The sequence below is a fragment of the Candidatus Dormiibacter sp. genome (assembly GCF_050999135.1).
In the GTDB taxonomy this organism is placed as follows: Bacteria; Chloroflexota; Dormibacteria; order Dormibacterales; family Dormibacteraceae; genus Dormiibacter; species Dormiibacter spiritus.
Genome location: NZ_JBPCPN010000049.1, coordinates 14,957 through 28,689, shown reverse-complemented (window position 1 = coordinate 28,689; position 13,733 = coordinate 14,957). Strand labels below are relative to the sequence as shown.

Genomic DNA, 13,733 nt, shown 5'->3' with positions numbered 1-13,733 from the left:
CACGGTCGGGAACCGGCCAGGTCGCTACCACTAGAAACGGTTGGGGAGCACAAAAAGATACACGCGGTTGTGAAGATCTTTTCCTGAGCGGCGGAATCAGGGCACAGTAAGGGGGTGGCCAAGCCGGAGATCGTGTTTCTTTGCCGGGAGTGTGGCGGCGAGAGCCTCCGCTGGGCCGGCCGCTGCCCCCACTGCGGCGAGTGGAACACCCTGGAGGAGTACAAACCGGGGCCGCGCCGCGCGGGCCGGCGAAGCAGCCTGAAAGCCGGCACTGAACGGTCTCTCGCCGTGCCGGTGCCTGTGACCGAGGTCGACCTCGGCGCCTTCGAGCGCCGGCCGCTCGAGTGGGACGAAGTCAACCGCGTCCTCGGCGGCGGGGTCGTGCCGGGCAGCCTGCTGCTGCTGGGCGGCGAGCCGGGGATCGGCAAGTCGACCCTGCTCATGCACTTGGCGTCGCAGGTCGCAAAGACGGGAAGCACGGTCCTCTACAGCAGCGGTGAGGAGTCCGCGCAGCAGGTGAGCCTGCGCGCCCGACGGTTGGGCGTCGCCCTCCCCGACCTGCTGCTCCTGGCCGAAACAGACCTGGAGGCGATTGTTGACTCCATAGCCCACACGAAGCCCGCGCTCGCTGTGGTCGATTCGATTCAGACGGTCCAGGACCCCGGCATCGAGGGCGCGCCCGGCAGCGTGGTGCAGGTGCGTGAGGCCGCCGGCCGGCTCCTGCGGGTTGCGAAGGACACGGGCATCCCCATAGTTCTGGTCGGCCACGTGACCAAGGAGGGCGCCATAGCGGGCCCTCGGCTCCTGGAGCACATGGTGGACACCGTGCTCTACTTGGAGGGCGATCGCGGTAACGATTTCCGGATCCTGCGAGCGCAGAAGAACCGCTTCGGCTCCACTGATGAGATAGGCATCTTCGCCATGGGCGAGAGCGGCTTCCACGAGGTGCCTGACCCGAGCGCGCACCTGCTCAGTGACGTGGGCGCTGTGCCCGGCACGGCTGTGGTGGCAGCGATGGAGGGCAGCCGGCCGCTCTTGCTGGAGATCCAGAGCCTGGTCAGCTATACGCAGTTCCCCATGCCGCGAAGGGCGGCCACCGGCTTGGACGTAAACCGCGTTCATATGATCGTGGCAGTGCTGGAGAAGAGAGCTCGACTGGCACTGGCCAAGATGGACGTGCTGGTCAACGTGGCCGGCGGGGTTCGCGTTCAGGAGACGGCGGCGGATCTGGGCCTGGCTCTGGCCATCGCGGGCAGCCTGCGCGATCGCGCACTGCCGGCGGATACCGTCTGCTTGGGCGAGGTGGGGCTGGCCGGCGAGGTGAGGCGGGTGAGCCGCCTGGAACGCCGTCTGCAGGAGGCCGCCCGGCGGGGCTTCCGGCATGCCATCGTGCCGCCTGGCGGCGCCGTTCCGGCCTGGGCGGTCGGCATGAAGGGCAGCGAGGTGAAGGACCTCGCGCAGGCGGTGGAGGTGGCCTTCGGTCCAGGGCTGCAAGCGGCCGGATGACGGCTCCGGCGCCACAACCGGGCGAGGGTCGGGTGGGGGTCATAGTGGCGGCGGCCGGCTTCGGAGCCCGGCTGGGCCGCGGCAGCAAGGCTTTGGTCGAGCTGAACGGCAGGACCCTGCTGCGCCGTGCGCTGGAGCGCTGCTGCCAGCTGGCCGAGGTTGACGAAGTCGTCGTCGTGGTGCCGCCGGCGCAGCTTGAGCTCGCGCGCCGCGAGAGCGAACGTGTCGGCTGTGGCAAGCCGATGACAGTGGTGCCGGGGGGCCAGACCCGCCAGCAATCCGTGACGCTCGGGCTGGAAGCGCTGCGCGGCTGCGAGTGGGTGTTGGTCCACGATGCCGCCCGTCCGCTCGCGTCGGCCGAGCTCTTCCAACGTGTGCTGGCAGCGACCCGCGCCAGCGGTGCCGCGATGCCTGGCCTGACGCCCAGGGACGCCGTGAAGACACTCGTGGGAGATCATGCGGCGGAGACCCTCGACCGCTCGCAGCTGCTCCTCGTCCAGACGCCTCAGGGCTTCGCCCGCGCCACTCTGGAGCGAGCCCACTCGCAGGCCGCGACCTCCGGTCTCAGCGCCGACGACGACGCTCAGCTGGTGCGGGCGCTGGGCCAGGAGGTGGCAGTGGTTCTCGGTGAGGTGGCGAACTTGAAGCTGACCACCGAGGAGGATCTGGCGGTGCTCGAGGCGCTGTTGGCGGCTCGCGAGACGCCGGCGCCGGCGTGAGGATCGGCTACGGCAGCGACGTCCACGCGCTCGTCGCAGGCCGCCGGCTGGTCCTGGGCGGTGTAGAGGTCGCATTCGAGCTGGGGCTAGAGGGCCACTCCGACGCCGACGTCCTGACTCACGCCATCATCGACGCGCTGCTCGGCGCAGCCGCCTTGGGAACCATCGGGGAACACTTCTCCGACCAGGACCCGCGCTGGCAGGGGGTCTCCTCACTGGACCTGCTCGCGATAACCGCTCAGCAGCTGGCCGGGCAAGGCTGGCGGGTGGAGAACGTGGACTCGACCATTACCGCTCAGCGACCCAAGCTGGCCCCACATCTGGGCTCGATGGCGGTCAGCCTCGCAGCCCAGCTGCGCCTGGAGCCTTCACGAGTGAGTGTCAAGGCCTCTTCGCCGGAGGGATTGGGCGCGCTCGGCCGGGGCGAGGGCATGGCGGCTCAGGCTGTGGTGTTGCTAGAAAGGCAGCCATGACGCTGCGCCTGTACAACTCGCTCACCGGCCGCAAGGAGGAGTTCCAGCCGCTGGAAGCCGGCGTCGTGCGCATGTACACCTGCGGACCCACCGTCTGGGGACCGGCGCACATCGGCAATATGCGCTCGTTCCTGCTCTACGACCTGATCCGCCGCCAGATGCGGTTGTCTGGCTGCGAGATCCGCCAGGTGATGAACCTGACTGACGTCGACGACCGGATCATCGAGCAGTCCGACGCAGCGGGGATGGCCATCTCGGAGTTCACGCCGCGCTGGGAGGACTCGGTCCTGAGCGACCTGAGGCGCCTGCGGGCGGAGCCGGCGGAGTGGTATCCGCGAGCCACCCAGCACGTCGCGGAGATGATCGACTTGATCTCGCGCCTGCTGGAGTTGGGTCACGCCTATGAGATGGAAGGCGACGTCTACTTCCGAATCGACAGCTTCCCCGCCTACGGGGCCCTCTCCAAGCTCGACCGCCGGGGCAAGACGGCGACGGCGCGGGTGGCGACCGACAAGTATGAGAAGGAGTCGGCCAGCGACTTTGCGCTCTGGAAGGCCGCGACCGAGCGTGATCGCCGAGTGGGCGCTGCCTGGCAGGCGCCGTTCGGCCTGGGTCGCCCAGGCTGGCACATCGAGTGCTCAGCCATGGCGAGCAGATACTTGGGCGAGACGCTTGACATCCATGCGGGTGGCGTCGACCTGCTGTTCCCTCACCACGAGAACGAGATCGCGCAGTCCGAGGCCGCCAACCGCAAGCCCTTCAGCCGCTACTGGCTGCATGGCGAGCACCTGACCATCGCCACCGGCGACAAGATGTCCAAGTCGAGCGGCAACTTCCTGACCCTGAGTGATCTTCTTGCCGCCGGTCACGATCCCGTGGCAATCCGCTTCCAACTCCTGGCGGGAGCGCACTACAGGCAGAGGACGCATCTCTCGGACGATGCGATCAGCGCTGCGGCAGATCAGGTGCGTCGCCTGCGAGAGCTGGAACAGCGGCTCAGCCGGCTCCAGCCTCAGCCGGGTGCCGATGACGCGGCGATCTACGAGACGGCGCTCGATGGCCTGGCCGCCTACAGGGAAGCCCTCGACGACGACCTGAACCTGGCCCAGGGAGTTGGGCGGGTGTTCGAGGTCGTGCGGGAGGCGAACTCGGCGCTCGATGCGGGCCGCGTGGGCACCGCTGGGCGAGAGGCGCTGCTGCAGCTCCTGGCGGCTGCCGACGCCCACCTCGATGTGCTCCGGGGGGGCGAGGAGAGCCTGGATGAGGAGCTCGAGCGGCTGATCGAGGAGCGGGAGGAGGCGCGGCGTCGACGCGACTTCGCCACCTCTGACCGCATCCGCGACGAGTTGCGGGGCCGGGGACTGATCCTGGAGGACTCGCGCGAAGGGGTGCGCTGGAAGCGCGTCCCGGCCGGCGGCTGACGGCCAACCGCCGCGTCTGAGGCTTTTCGACGTTTGGCGCCGCCTGCACGCCGAAGGCGATAATTCCCGGGTGAACAGGCGCTACGACGGCGCTCGGCTCGCGGGCGCAGGCTGGTGGAGTCTTGACCACGTAAGCCCGGTGAGGAGCAATAAGCCTGTCGCGGCGAGGCCGCCCAGGAGACCGACCGCCGGGTAGTCGTAGACGCCCACCAGGACGCCGCCGCCCAGCGTCGTCGCGCCGGCGCAGAGCCACACCAGCACATCGGCGGTGCCCTCAAAACGGGTGCGGATGCCGGGTTCCAGGTTCTTTGCCAGCAGCGCCGAGCCGGTGACGAAGCAGAAGTTCCAGCCCAGGCCTATGAGGTAGAGAGCGAGCCCGATGCCAAGCGCCGACGTCTCCCAGGCGGAGAGGAGCGCACCGGCAAAGAGCAGGAAGCCACCAGCCGAGCCGATGGTGGCGGCGCCGAAGCGGTCGACCAGCCCTCCGGTCAGCCAGGCAAGCGCATACATGCCGGCTATGTGGACAGTGATGATGGCGGAGATGGTGCCCAACTGATGACCGTGGCGCAGAGCATGGATGGGGAAGAGGCTCATCAGCATCACCATCACTGCCTGGCCCACGACAAGGTAGAAAACGCCGAGGCGGACCGACGGCTCGCCGGCCGCCGCTACGAACTCGCTGAGCCGCAGCCGTCCGGCGGTCTCACTGCCGACGAAGCGGGGGTTGCGGAAGAGCAGGGCGATGCACAGCGCCCCGACTCCCAGGAGGAGCGCTGACTGGCCCCAGCCGAGCTCGATGGCGTCGAGCCCGCGCTGGGCGGCAATCTGCTGGAGAAGGGGAGTAAGCGCAGCAGCGACCGCCGCACCGAGCACCGCCCCGAAGAGGATCACGCCGACGGCGCGGCCTCGCCACTCGGCACTCACGAAGTCGGCTGCGGCGTAGCGACCCTGGAGCACCACTGCCTGAGCCATGCCGACGAGAGCGCTGCCGAGAAGGAAGCCCGGGAAGTTGTGCGTCAGGGCGAAGACGCAGCCGAGACCTGCGCCGACGGCGCCCACCACGTAACCGGTGAACATGCCTGCCTTGCGACCGAAGCGCGCCATGCCCAGGCCGGCAAGAAACGCGGCCAGGGAAGCGACCACCAGGTTGATGGTGGCCGGCAGGCCGGAGGCGGACGCGGAGCCGGTGATGTGCGTAGCGACGATGCTGGAGAGGGAAACGCTGGTCGTCAGGGCGCTGGTCGAGGCAGCTTGGGCCAGGAACAGCGCGGCGAGGCTGCGCCTGGTCGAGGGATCGCGCCCGGACTCGCGAGGAATGGCGACGTCCGGAGCGTCCTGCATGACAGTCGATCCTAGGGATTCACCGCTGTCCTTCGGCGCTGGCGGTGATGACTCAGATCCGGCGGGCCGGCCGCCGGAAACGTGACACCGGCGCACGTTAGGCTGGCCTCATGGCCAAGGGGAAGCGATCGGGACCAGAGAGAGGTCGCAGCGATCCCTTTCGTGGCGCGCGAGGCAAGCCGGCCCCGGCCAGATCCGAGCCGCCAACCGACTCGAGGTTGGGCAGCAAAGGCCGGGAGAGGCAGCGACCGGCACAGGCGACGGGACCAGCGGTTGGACGCGATTTCAGGGCCGGCCCTGGCTCCGAGAGGGACGGCGGCGCCGGCCAGCAGGCGGCCGGGCGCCGGCTGAGACGGGCTCGGGGGGTTCCAGCCGACAGCCGGCCGCCGAGGGAGAGCTCGGCTCCCGGTCGGGAGCGAAGCAGGGGCGCCCCGCCCTGGGCTGAACCCGACCCGCGCATTGCGTGGGGCGACTCTCGAGCGGACCTCTGGGTCGAGCCCCGAGATCGACGCTCCGGTGGCTGGTCGGAGCCAGGCCCAGCCGGCGGCGCTCGGAGGCAGGCTGACAACCCCCGCCGACCTGTCGGGTCGGGACCGGGTCCGAGGACATCCGGGCGTTCCAATCCAGCGCTGCGCGAGGACCTGGTCTACGGCCGCAATGCAGTGCTCGAAGCCGCCCGGGCGGGAAGGGTGGCGAGGGTCTACATCTCAGATCGCGCGGGCAGCGACCCGAGGCTGGAGGAGCTCCGCGGATTGGGACCCGTGCGAGAGGTGCCTGTCGAGCGGCTGGAGGCGATGAGCCAGGGCGCCCATCAGGGGGTGGTGGCGGAGCTGAAGCCGCGACGCTGGCTCAGCCTCGCCGAGCTGCTGGCGGGAAGGCCGCAGCTGCTGGTGGCGCTGGACGGCGTGGAGGACCCCCAGAACCTGGGCGCGATCCTGCGCAGCGCGGAGGCCGCCGGCTGCGAAGGCGTGATCCTGCCCGAGCATCGGGCGGCGCCTTTGAGCGGCGCTGCCGTGAAGGCGAGCTCGGGAGCGAGTGAACACCTGGCGCTCTGCCGCGTGCCTGGACTTCCCTCGGCCATAGCGGAGGTGAAGCGGGCCGGGCTCTGTTGCGTTGCTCTCGATCCTCGCGGCGACCAATCGCCCTGGGACTTCGATCTGCGTCAGCCGGTCTGTCTGGTGGTCGGCGGGGAGGGCGCAGGTGTGCACAGGCTGGTGCGAGAGCGCTGCGACGTGAGGTTGAAGCTGCCGATGCAGGGCCGCGTCGCGAGTCTCAACGCCAGCGCGGCGGCCGCGCAGCTGCTCTACGAGGTGGCGCGGCAGCGCCTCCAGCCAGCGGAGCCGTGAGCACAGCTCTGGGACCAGGCCTCGGCCGATGAGGCGGACTCGGATCGTCTGCACGCTGGGGCCGGCCAGCTCGAGCTCGGCAGTGGTGCGGCAGATGGTGGCGGCCGGGATGGACGTCGCCCGCTTCAACTTTTCCCACGGGGACGCGGACAGCCACCGGCGCGCGGCTGCGACGGTCCGCGAAGCGGCGCTCCCGCTCGGCCGCCATGTCGCCCTGCTGCAGGACCTTCAGGGGCCCAAGATCCGGACCGGACGCCTCTCGGAGCCGTTTGTCCGTCTGAGCCGCGGCAGGCGGCTGACGCTTACTGCTGAACCGGTGACCGGCAGCGTCCAACGCGTCTCGGTCAGTCACCCCGAGATACTGGCGGCGCTCCGGCCCCGCGATCGGGTGCTCCTGGCGGACGGCCAGATCGAGCTGCGCGTTGAAGCCACCGAAGGTAGCGAGACGCGCTGCGCCATCATCCGCGGTGGCTTGCTCGGCGAGCGCAAGGGCATCAGCGTTCCCGGCCGCGGGCTCGAGCTGCCAGCCCTGACTGAGAAGGACCACTCGGACCTCCGGGTCGGAGCTGAGATCGGCATGGACTACATAGCCCTTTCCTTCGTCCGCTCCCCTGCCGATGTCATTGCCTGCCGGCAGGCGCTCGACGCCCTGGGGCTCAAGACGCCCATCATCGCCAAGCTCGAGCGGGCCGAGGCGCTGCGTAACCTGACGGCGATTCTCGCCTGTGTGGAAGGGGTGATGGTGGCCCGCGGTGACCTGGGTGTCGAGCTGCCGCTCGGCGCGCTGCCGCCCGCCCAAAAGGACATCATCGAGCGCGCCAACCGTTCGGGGGCGCCTGTCATCACAGCCACCGAGATGCTGGAGTCGATGGTCACCAGCAACCGCCCGACCCGGGCTGAAGCGTCCGACGTGGCGAATGCGATCTGGGATGGCACTGATGCGGTGATGCTTTCCCAGGAGACCTCGATCGGCGCCCACCCGGTGGAGGCAGTGCGTGCGATGGCACGAATCTGTCTGGCTGCGGAGGGCCATCCCTCCTACCAGCGCACCCCGGCCGCCTGGCAGGTCACCTCGATCGGCGGCGCCATGTCCCAGGCCGCCGCCTCGATTGCAGTCGAGCTGAAGGCGCGGGCGATAGTTGCCTTCACGGAGTCTGGCACGACGGCTCGACGGGTGAGCAAGGCGCGTCCCAGCACCCCCATAATCGGCGCCAGCCCCCATCCGGAAGTCCTGCGCCGCACGGCCCTCTACGCCGGGGTGAGGCCCTTGCTCGTCCCCCAGGGCGAGGACACTGATGACATGATCGCCAAGGCGACCGACGCCGCCGTGGCGGCGGGGCTGGTGAAGCGGGGCGACCGCCTGGTCTTCGTCGCCGGCGTCCCCGTGGGCCAGGCGGGGGTGACCAACCTGGTCAAGGTGGAGGTGGTCGGCTGACATCGCCGAGAGCGCCAGGGCCGGCAGTCGTCATGCCTTAGGCTCAACCGTCGTGACTGAAGAACTGGAGAGAGCCGCCGCCGAACCTGAGGCGGAACCGCCTGCCGCCGAGCCCGAACGACGCCCGATCAAGCGGGCGCTGGTCGTCGCGGCGCATCCTGACGATCCGGAGTTCGGCTTCGGGGCGACAGTTGCCAAACTCACCGCCGAAGGCGTTGAGGTTGCTTACTGCGTCTGCACCGATGGCTCGCAGGGCGGCGAGGATGCCACAGTTCCCGACGAGAAGCTGAGCGAGCTGCGCTACTCGGAGCAGTGGGCAGCGGCCCGGGTGCTGGGGGTGCGGGAGATTCGCTTCCTCGGCTTCCGAGACGGCCACCTGGAGCCCAGCCTGGAGTTGCGCAAGGCGATTTCCCGGGAGATCCGCCGCTTCCGGCCGGACCTGGTGATGACCCACACGCCCAGCCGGGCCCTCACCGTGCCCATCGGCGCCTCCCATCCTGATCACCTAGCGGTGGGGGAAGCAGCGCTCTCCGCCGTCTACCCCGACGCTCGCAACCCGCGTGCGTACCCCGAGCTGCTGGCGCAGGGTTTCGAGCCGCACAAGGTGGCGGAAGTCTGGCTGCCGAGCTTCGACACGCCCAACCACGTGATTGACGCGACTGAGTTCGCCGAGAAGAAGATAGAGGCGATCCTCTGCCATGCCAGCCAGTTCCAGAAGCCAGGCATGGAGCCCGATGTGCCCGGCAAGTGGGTGCGGGAGCGGATGGGCAAAATCGGGGAAAAGCACGGCTTCAAATACGCGGAGGCGTTCACGAGGCTGGAGACGGCTTAGGACCCCTGGCGCTGGTCAGAGTTCGTTCACTGTGATCTCGTCCGAGCGGGGCACCCGGGTGGTCGCAAAGCCCGCCCTGTCTAGCAGCCGAGCGAAGGTGATCGCGTCTCGGATCGCGCAGCCCCGGGGATCGTTGTTGAAGTAACAGAAGACGTCCTCCTCCGTCCGCCAGAGTCGACTCAACCTGTCAGCCCAGGTGAGAAGGGCGCGCTCGCCATAGCAAGGCCGGGGAGTCGCTCGTCCTTCGTGGAAGCGGAGGAAGCCCCAGTCCGCCGTGCGCCATTCTGGCGTCCGCCGGCGCGGGGAGTCGGCCAGGCAGAGCGCGGCGCCGTGCCGCTCGAGGAGCGAGCGAACCTGAGGCTGGTACCAGGAGTCGTGCCGGAACTCGACAGCCACCCGCACCCCGGCCGGAAAGCAGTCAAGGGTTTCCGCCAAGCGGCCCGGTTCGGCGGTCAGCTGGGGAGGCATCTGGAGCAGGATGGGACCGAGCTTCTGCTCCAGACGGCCGGCTCGTTCCAAGAAGAGTCTCACCGGCTCGCCCGGGTCGCGCAGGCGCTTCAGGTGAGTGAGGTAGGAGCTCATCTTGGCAGCCACCACGAAGTCGGCCGGCGTCTCCTCCCGCCAGCGCTCGAACGAGTGTGCGGTTGGCAGATGATAGAACGAGTTGTTCAGCTCCACCGTCTGGAAGCGGGCGGCGTAGTGGTCGAGCCAGCGTCGCTGGGCGAGACCTGGGGGATAGAAAGCGTCCCGCCAGTGTCTGTACTGCCAGCCCGAGGTGCCGATGTAGACCACCAGGCAGTTGTACTCGACTGGTGGCATTGCCTTCTCGCCCGGGCCACTCCTTGGGCGCGGCGCAGGCGGATCCGGTTGTAGCGCTGAAGCATGATCGGGTGGACTGTGAAGCCGAGGATCGCCAGAAGAGCCAGGGCTAAGAGAGCCGCGGAGAGGCGTCCGGCGCCGTAGAGGTGAAAGGCGAGCGCCGTCAGCGCAGGGAGGGCAAGCCAGTGAATTGCCTCGAAGTACCTGGTTACGAACTCCAGCTGCGGGAGCAGTTGGTCGTTGTCTCGGAAGCCTATCCACTTGAGACCGGCCAGGCGCATAACGAGGCGGCCGCCGGTGGGTACGTAGCACTGGAAGCGGCGTACGCCGAGTCGCTCGTACATGCGCTCCGATTCGAAGCGCTTGGGCGCAAAAAGCAGCTCGGACAACGACGCCATCTCGTGTGTTACGCAGCGCTGCTCGGGACGGCTAACTTCACCAACACGAAGGGAGGGCTTACCTGGCGGTGTGTCTATGCAGGTCGACGCAGGGTCGGGTACTTTCTAGCCCATCTCCGTGCCCTTTCCCCGAGTGGCCGCGACTTACTTGGCCTTGGGCGACGGCGCTTTACCACAACGAGCATCTTTGTCGCATTTGGTCGTCTGCCACCAACTGAGGCTCAGGAAGGGGAAGCCTGCCTCCCCTTTTTAGCTCGGGAAGGTAGCTTCGACCGCCACGTCGTCAACGAGATGGTAGTTGTCTGCGGCGACATCGGTGAAGATGAGCTGGACGAAGCTCAGCGGCTGGCCGGGTCCGCGCTTGCCTACCTGTGCGACCAGCCAGCCGCTGGCTTCCTGGCCCGGCTGCAGCGTCTCCGGGAACTGCTGGGAGCGGGCGTAATCGATGTAGGAAAGGCGCTCATCGTCGCCCACGAGCACCTTGGCCCTGGGCCACCAATCCACCTCCGATTCGCCCCGGTTGTTGATCCTCACGTGAAGCCAGAGCTGGTCTGAGCCCGGCAACATCGCAACCTTGTCCAGCGTGATCACCACGCCGGCGTACACGGTGGAAGCGTGCACTGAGGTCATAGCGCGTTCAGGCGGCGCCTCAAATCCTGCCTGCACGGCGTTGGCAGGGCCGGTCACCACGAACCCAGCAAGAGCCGTCAGAAAGGAGATGCCTATCACTCCCGCGGTCGCCAGCCGGGGCATGGCGGCGGGCACCAGGGCGGTGAGGCCGATCGCCAGAAGGCAGCCGATGGCGACAGCGGCGGGATAGAGGTAACGGCCGGGGAGCAGGCCGCCGATGTGGGCGAAGCGAAGCGCGCTGAATGCGAAGAGCACCTGGCCGGCTGCGCCGACCGCCAGCACCGTGCTTGCGGCTTCGGGGAGCGTGTGGCGGATCGCTCTGACCAGCAGGCCTACGAGACCGTAGATGACAGCCACTCCGACCAGCACCTCCAGCAAGCCGGCCTGGCCAAGGGTATAGACGGGCTCGCCAGTCCAGTAGGTGAAGAAGGCGTGCTCAAGGTTGCTGCGCACCTCGAGAGGCGTCAGCGCGCCAGGCTGGAGCACGTAGCTCATCAACTGGGAGGGAGGCAGCAGGCGACGATAGAGCAAGACATTGGCCGCGAGCCAAGGCGCCATCATGGCGACGGAGCCACCAGCCACGCGTCCCAGGTGCGCCAGCTGCTCCCTCCAGGGAAAACCGCGCTGCAGGACAGGCGCCAAGAGGGCGGCACCCACCATGAACACTGCCCCACCAGCTGTCAGCTTGCTCGTCATGGCGGCACCCAGAAGTACACCGAGAAGCCAGGCCGACCGGCGGTTGAATCCCTCCTGGAAACCACGCACCGCCTGCACGCAGACGATCCCGCCCAGAACCGCGGCGGCCACGTCATTGGTCACCTGCGTGGTGTTCAGCACGATTCCAGGCGCCACAGTGGTGGCCGCCGCGATGGCTGCGACCGGGTTTCGGCCGGGCAGCAGCCGAAGCGCCAACACCCAGGCGAGTGGCGCGAGAAGCGCCATCAGCAGGGCATCCGCCGTGCGCACGGCGTAGACGGCACCCAGGGGACCGCCCAGGAGGTCGCCCGCCCACCAGAACGGAACCATTGCCAGGTAGTAGAGGGGCGGCTGCATGGACTCGTAGGAGAAGGACCACAGGTGCCGCCGGGTCCAGACCCCGCGCTGGTTCCAGTTGAGGCCTGCCGGCATCTGCTCGAAGTCGTTGGGGTTGGTCACAGCGGGAGCGGGATCAGTGCCCTTGGCGGACCAGCGGTAGACGCCCGTCTGGTGCATGATGCCCAGCGTTTCCGGCCGGATCCGAGTTTGATCGGAGAGCGCGTAGCTGCCGTGGGCGTATTGGGCGATCAGGTCGTAGTGCTGGGCCTCATCGACCCTCGACCAAACCGGCTGACCCAGGGCGACCGCCAGTGCGGGGACGAGGGCGCCCAGGTAGATGAGGATGAGCGGCCGCCGGCGGGAGAGCGAGACCAAGCCGGGGCTGAGCGTGCCCAGCAGTTGAATTGGCGCGCGCCGACGCCAGAGGTCACTGCTTGCCAGGCGCGCGGGCACGCCGAAGCCGTCTAGCATGCACCTCCAGTATCAGGGAAAGCCAGCCCGCCGGCCACCGATCCTCGTTCTCGAGCCCGGGCTTATCCGCGTCAGGCGGAGATGTCGGCGAGCGCTCGCCAGACGTCGACCTTGGTCCGCACCCGCCGTACCACCTCGTCAGTGAACTCGATGGTGCCCGAGTGCCCACCCAGGTCCGCGGTCTTGATGCCGTCCGAGACGGCTTCCAGGGTCGCTTCATAGATCGCCCGGGAAGCGGCGTGGGCCTGGCTGCCGGGCATGTAGTGCAGCACCGCGGCGGCGGCCAGGATCATCGCCATGGGGTTGGCGACGTCCTTGCCCTCCAGCGCGGGGGCCGTCCCATGCGGTGCCTCGCTCATGGCTGCCTTGATCTCACCCTGCTCGTCGAACGCCAGCAGGATGGATTCCGCGCCCGCGATGGAGCCGAACATCTGCATGACGAGGTCGCTCAGGTTGTCGCCGTCGCGGTTCAGGGCCGGCACCACCAACGCCTCGCCGGTGGTGGCGAGCAGCAGCGCATAGGTGGCGTCAATCAGGAGGGGCTTGTAGCGGACATCCGGGTTCTGCGCCGCAGCTCGATCCATCTCTTCTTTGAGCATTCCTTCGTAAACGGGGCTGACCGTCCACTTGGGGCCGCCGAAGACCTGAGCCCCGAGACGCCGAGCATGGCGGAAGGAGTATTCGGCGACGATCCGGCAGGTGCGCCGGCTGACCTTCTCGGTTCGGTAGGCCCACTCGTCCAGCTCTTCACCTTCGCGCCACTCCTTGGCCCCGTAAGCGTCGTCAACCGCCATGCGGATGACTGAGATGGGCGAGTAGACGCCAACTGAGGGCCTGACGCCGGGGATGCGACGTCCTGTGCGCACGATGACGCTGCCGCCCACCTCCTTGCGCAGGATGGCGTTGGGACTGCCCACGTCGCCGGTGCCTTCAGGAGTGATGCTCGCGGCCTTGAGCCCGAAGCCGGCTTCGCGCATCGCCCCGGCGGCCTCGTGCACCACCTCGTTGCCGGTCTTGCGCCGCACTCCGAGGGCGAGATCGTAGTGCCGCAGGTCAAGCTCCAGGCCGGTCACGCTCTCGTCAAGCACCCGGAGGGACTGAAGCAGCAGCTCCTCACCTGTCTGGTCGCCATGTAGCACCACCAGGGAGTTGTTCTGAGCCATACGGCGGCTCATGTTAGGCTCGCCCCGAGCGGTCCGTGTCAGAGCAAGCCTTAGCTCAGCCAACTCCGGGTGACACTCACCTCCATCCGCTGCTAGCCCCAGGGCCAGCACGCGGTTTGCCCCGCAGGGGATCTGGTACTATGA

The 13,733-nt window shown here is 68.3% G+C and carries 12 protein-coding genes; 7 read left to right on the top strand and 5 right to left on the bottom strand.

All coding sequences use genetic code 11. The annotated features are described in order from the left end of the window. Positions 1–114: 114 nt before the first annotated feature. The 4 genes from radA to cysS are packed head-to-tail and all read left to right on the top strand — an operon-like array spanning position 115 to position 4,119. Positions 115–1,506, top strand: coding sequence for a DNA repair protein RadA (gene radA / locus ACR2MZ_RS12095; protein WP_434005288.1), 1,392 nt, complete (start codon positions 115–117; stop codon positions 1,504–1,506). Continuing rightward, positions 1,503–2,225, top strand: a complete 723-nt coding sequence (gene ispD, locus ACR2MZ_RS12090) for a 2-C-methyl-D-erythritol 4-phosphate cytidylyltransferase (RefSeq protein ID WP_434005287.1) — start codon at positions 1,503–1,505, stop codon at positions 2,223–2,225. Before radA ends, ispD begins: the two co-directional genes overlap by 4 nt. Beyond that, positions 2,222–2,698, top strand: a complete 477-nt coding sequence (ispF, locus tag ACR2MZ_RS12085) for a 2-C-methyl-D-erythritol 2,4-cyclodiphosphate synthase (RefSeq protein WP_434005286.1) — start codon at positions 2,222–2,224, stop codon at positions 2,696–2,698. The genes ispD and ispF overlap by 4 nt, the downstream gene beginning before the upstream one ends. Next, positions 2,695–4,119, top strand: coding sequence for a cysteine--tRNA ligase (cysS, locus tag ACR2MZ_RS12080; RefSeq protein ID WP_434005285.1), 1,425 nt, complete (start codon positions 2,695–2,697; stop codon positions 4,117–4,119). Before ispF ends, cysS begins: the two co-directional genes overlap by 4 nt. An 81-nt stretch (positions 4,120–4,200) precedes the next feature. Here the strand turns inward: cysS and ACR2MZ_RS12075 are convergent, their stop codons facing one another. Then, positions 4,201–5,460, bottom strand: a complete 1,260-nt coding sequence (locus ACR2MZ_RS12075; protein WP_434005284.1) for an MFS transporter — start codon at positions 5,458–5,460, stop codon at positions 4,201–4,203. Between the two features lie 110 nt (positions 5,461–5,570). Here ACR2MZ_RS12075 and rlmB point away from each other — a divergent pair, with 110 nt between their 5' ends. The 3 genes from rlmB to ACR2MZ_RS12060 are packed head-to-tail and all read left to right on the top strand — an operon-like array spanning position 5,571 to position 9,073. Then, the gene (rlmB, locus tag ACR2MZ_RS12070; protein ID WP_434005283.1) at positions 5,571–6,806 is read left to right on the top strand and encodes a 23S rRNA (guanosine(2251)-2'-O)-methyltransferase RlmB; all 1,236 of its coding nucleotides are present in this window, start codon (positions 5,571–5,573) and stop codon (positions 6,804–6,806) included. A gap of 28 nt (positions 6,807–6,834) precedes the next feature. Further along, positions 6,835–8,241 (top strand): pyruvate kinase, encoded by a 1,407-nt coding sequence (pyk, locus tag ACR2MZ_RS12065; RefSeq protein ID WP_434005282.1) that lies wholly within the window; start codon positions 6,835–6,837, stop codon positions 8,239–8,241. 52 nt (positions 8,242–8,293) lie between these two features. Beyond that, positions 8,294–9,073: a PIG-L deacetylase family protein gene (locus ACR2MZ_RS12060; protein ID WP_434005281.1), complete on the top strand. Its 780-nt coding sequence runs from the start codon at positions 8,294–8,296 to the stop codon at positions 9,071–9,073. 15 nt (positions 9,074–9,088) lie between these two features. Here the strand turns inward: ACR2MZ_RS12060 and ACR2MZ_RS12055 are convergent, their stop codons facing one another. The 4 genes from ACR2MZ_RS12055 to ACR2MZ_RS12040 form a co-directional block, all read right to left on the bottom strand. Continuing rightward, the gene (locus ACR2MZ_RS12055) at positions 9,089–9,856 is read right to left on the bottom strand and encodes a DUF72 domain-containing protein (protein ID WP_434005303.1); all 768 of its coding nucleotides are present in this window, start codon (positions 9,854–9,856) and stop codon (positions 9,089–9,091) included. Then, complete coding sequence (locus ACR2MZ_RS12050) at positions 9,742–10,290, bottom strand: glycosyl-4,4'-diaponeurosporenoate acyltransferase CrtO family protein (RefSeq protein WP_434005280.1); 549 nt, start codon at positions 10,288–10,290, stop codon at positions 9,742–9,744. Before ACR2MZ_RS12050 ends, ACR2MZ_RS12055 begins: the two co-directional genes overlap by 115 nt. A 249-nt stretch (positions 10,291–10,539) precedes the next feature. Then, complete coding sequence (locus tag ACR2MZ_RS12045; protein WP_434005279.1) at positions 10,540–12,426, bottom strand: hypothetical protein; 1,887 nt, start codon at positions 12,424–12,426, stop codon at positions 10,540–10,542. Between the two features lie 71 nt (positions 12,427–12,497). Continuing rightward, complete coding sequence (locus ACR2MZ_RS12040) at positions 12,498–13,589, bottom strand: isocitrate/isopropylmalate family dehydrogenase (protein WP_434005278.1); 1,092 nt, start codon at positions 13,587–13,589, stop codon at positions 12,498–12,500. Positions 13,590–13,733: the final 144 nt, after the last annotated feature.

What these genes read in the sequence shown, in the direction of transcription:
- ACR2MZ_RS12075 (WP_434005284.1), bottom strand. Translation starts at nt 5,460, where the DNA reads ATGCAGGACGCTCCGGACGTCGCCATTCCTCGCGAGTCCGGGCGCGAT.
- ACR2MZ_RS12050 (WP_434005280.1), bottom strand. Translation starts at nt 10,290, where the DNA reads ATGGCGTCGTTGTCCGAGCTGCTTTTTGCGCCCAAGCGCTTCGAATCG.
- pyk (WP_434005282.1), top strand. Translation starts at nt 6,835, where the DNA reads ATGAGGCGGACTCGGATCGTCTGCACGCTGGGGCCGGCCAGCTCGAGC.
- ispD (WP_434005287.1), top strand. Translation starts at nt 1,503, where the DNA reads ATGACGGCTCCGGCGCCACAACCGGGCGAGGGTCGGGTGGGGGTCATA.
- cysS (WP_434005285.1), top strand. Translation starts at nt 2,695, where the DNA reads ATGACGCTGCGCCTGTACAACTCGCTCACCGGCCGCAAGGAGGAGTTC.
- rlmB (WP_434005283.1), top strand. Translation starts at nt 5,571, where the DNA reads ATGGCCAAGGGGAAGCGATCGGGACCAGAGAGAGGTCGCAGCGATCCC.
- ACR2MZ_RS12040 (WP_434005278.1), bottom strand. Translation starts at nt 13,589, where the DNA reads ATGGCTCAGAACAACTCCCTGGTGGTGCTACATGGCGACCAGACAGGT.
- ACR2MZ_RS12045 (WP_434005279.1), bottom strand. Translation starts at nt 12,426, where the DNA reads ATGCTAGACGGCTTCGGCGTGCCCGCGCGCCTGGCAAGCAGTGACCTC.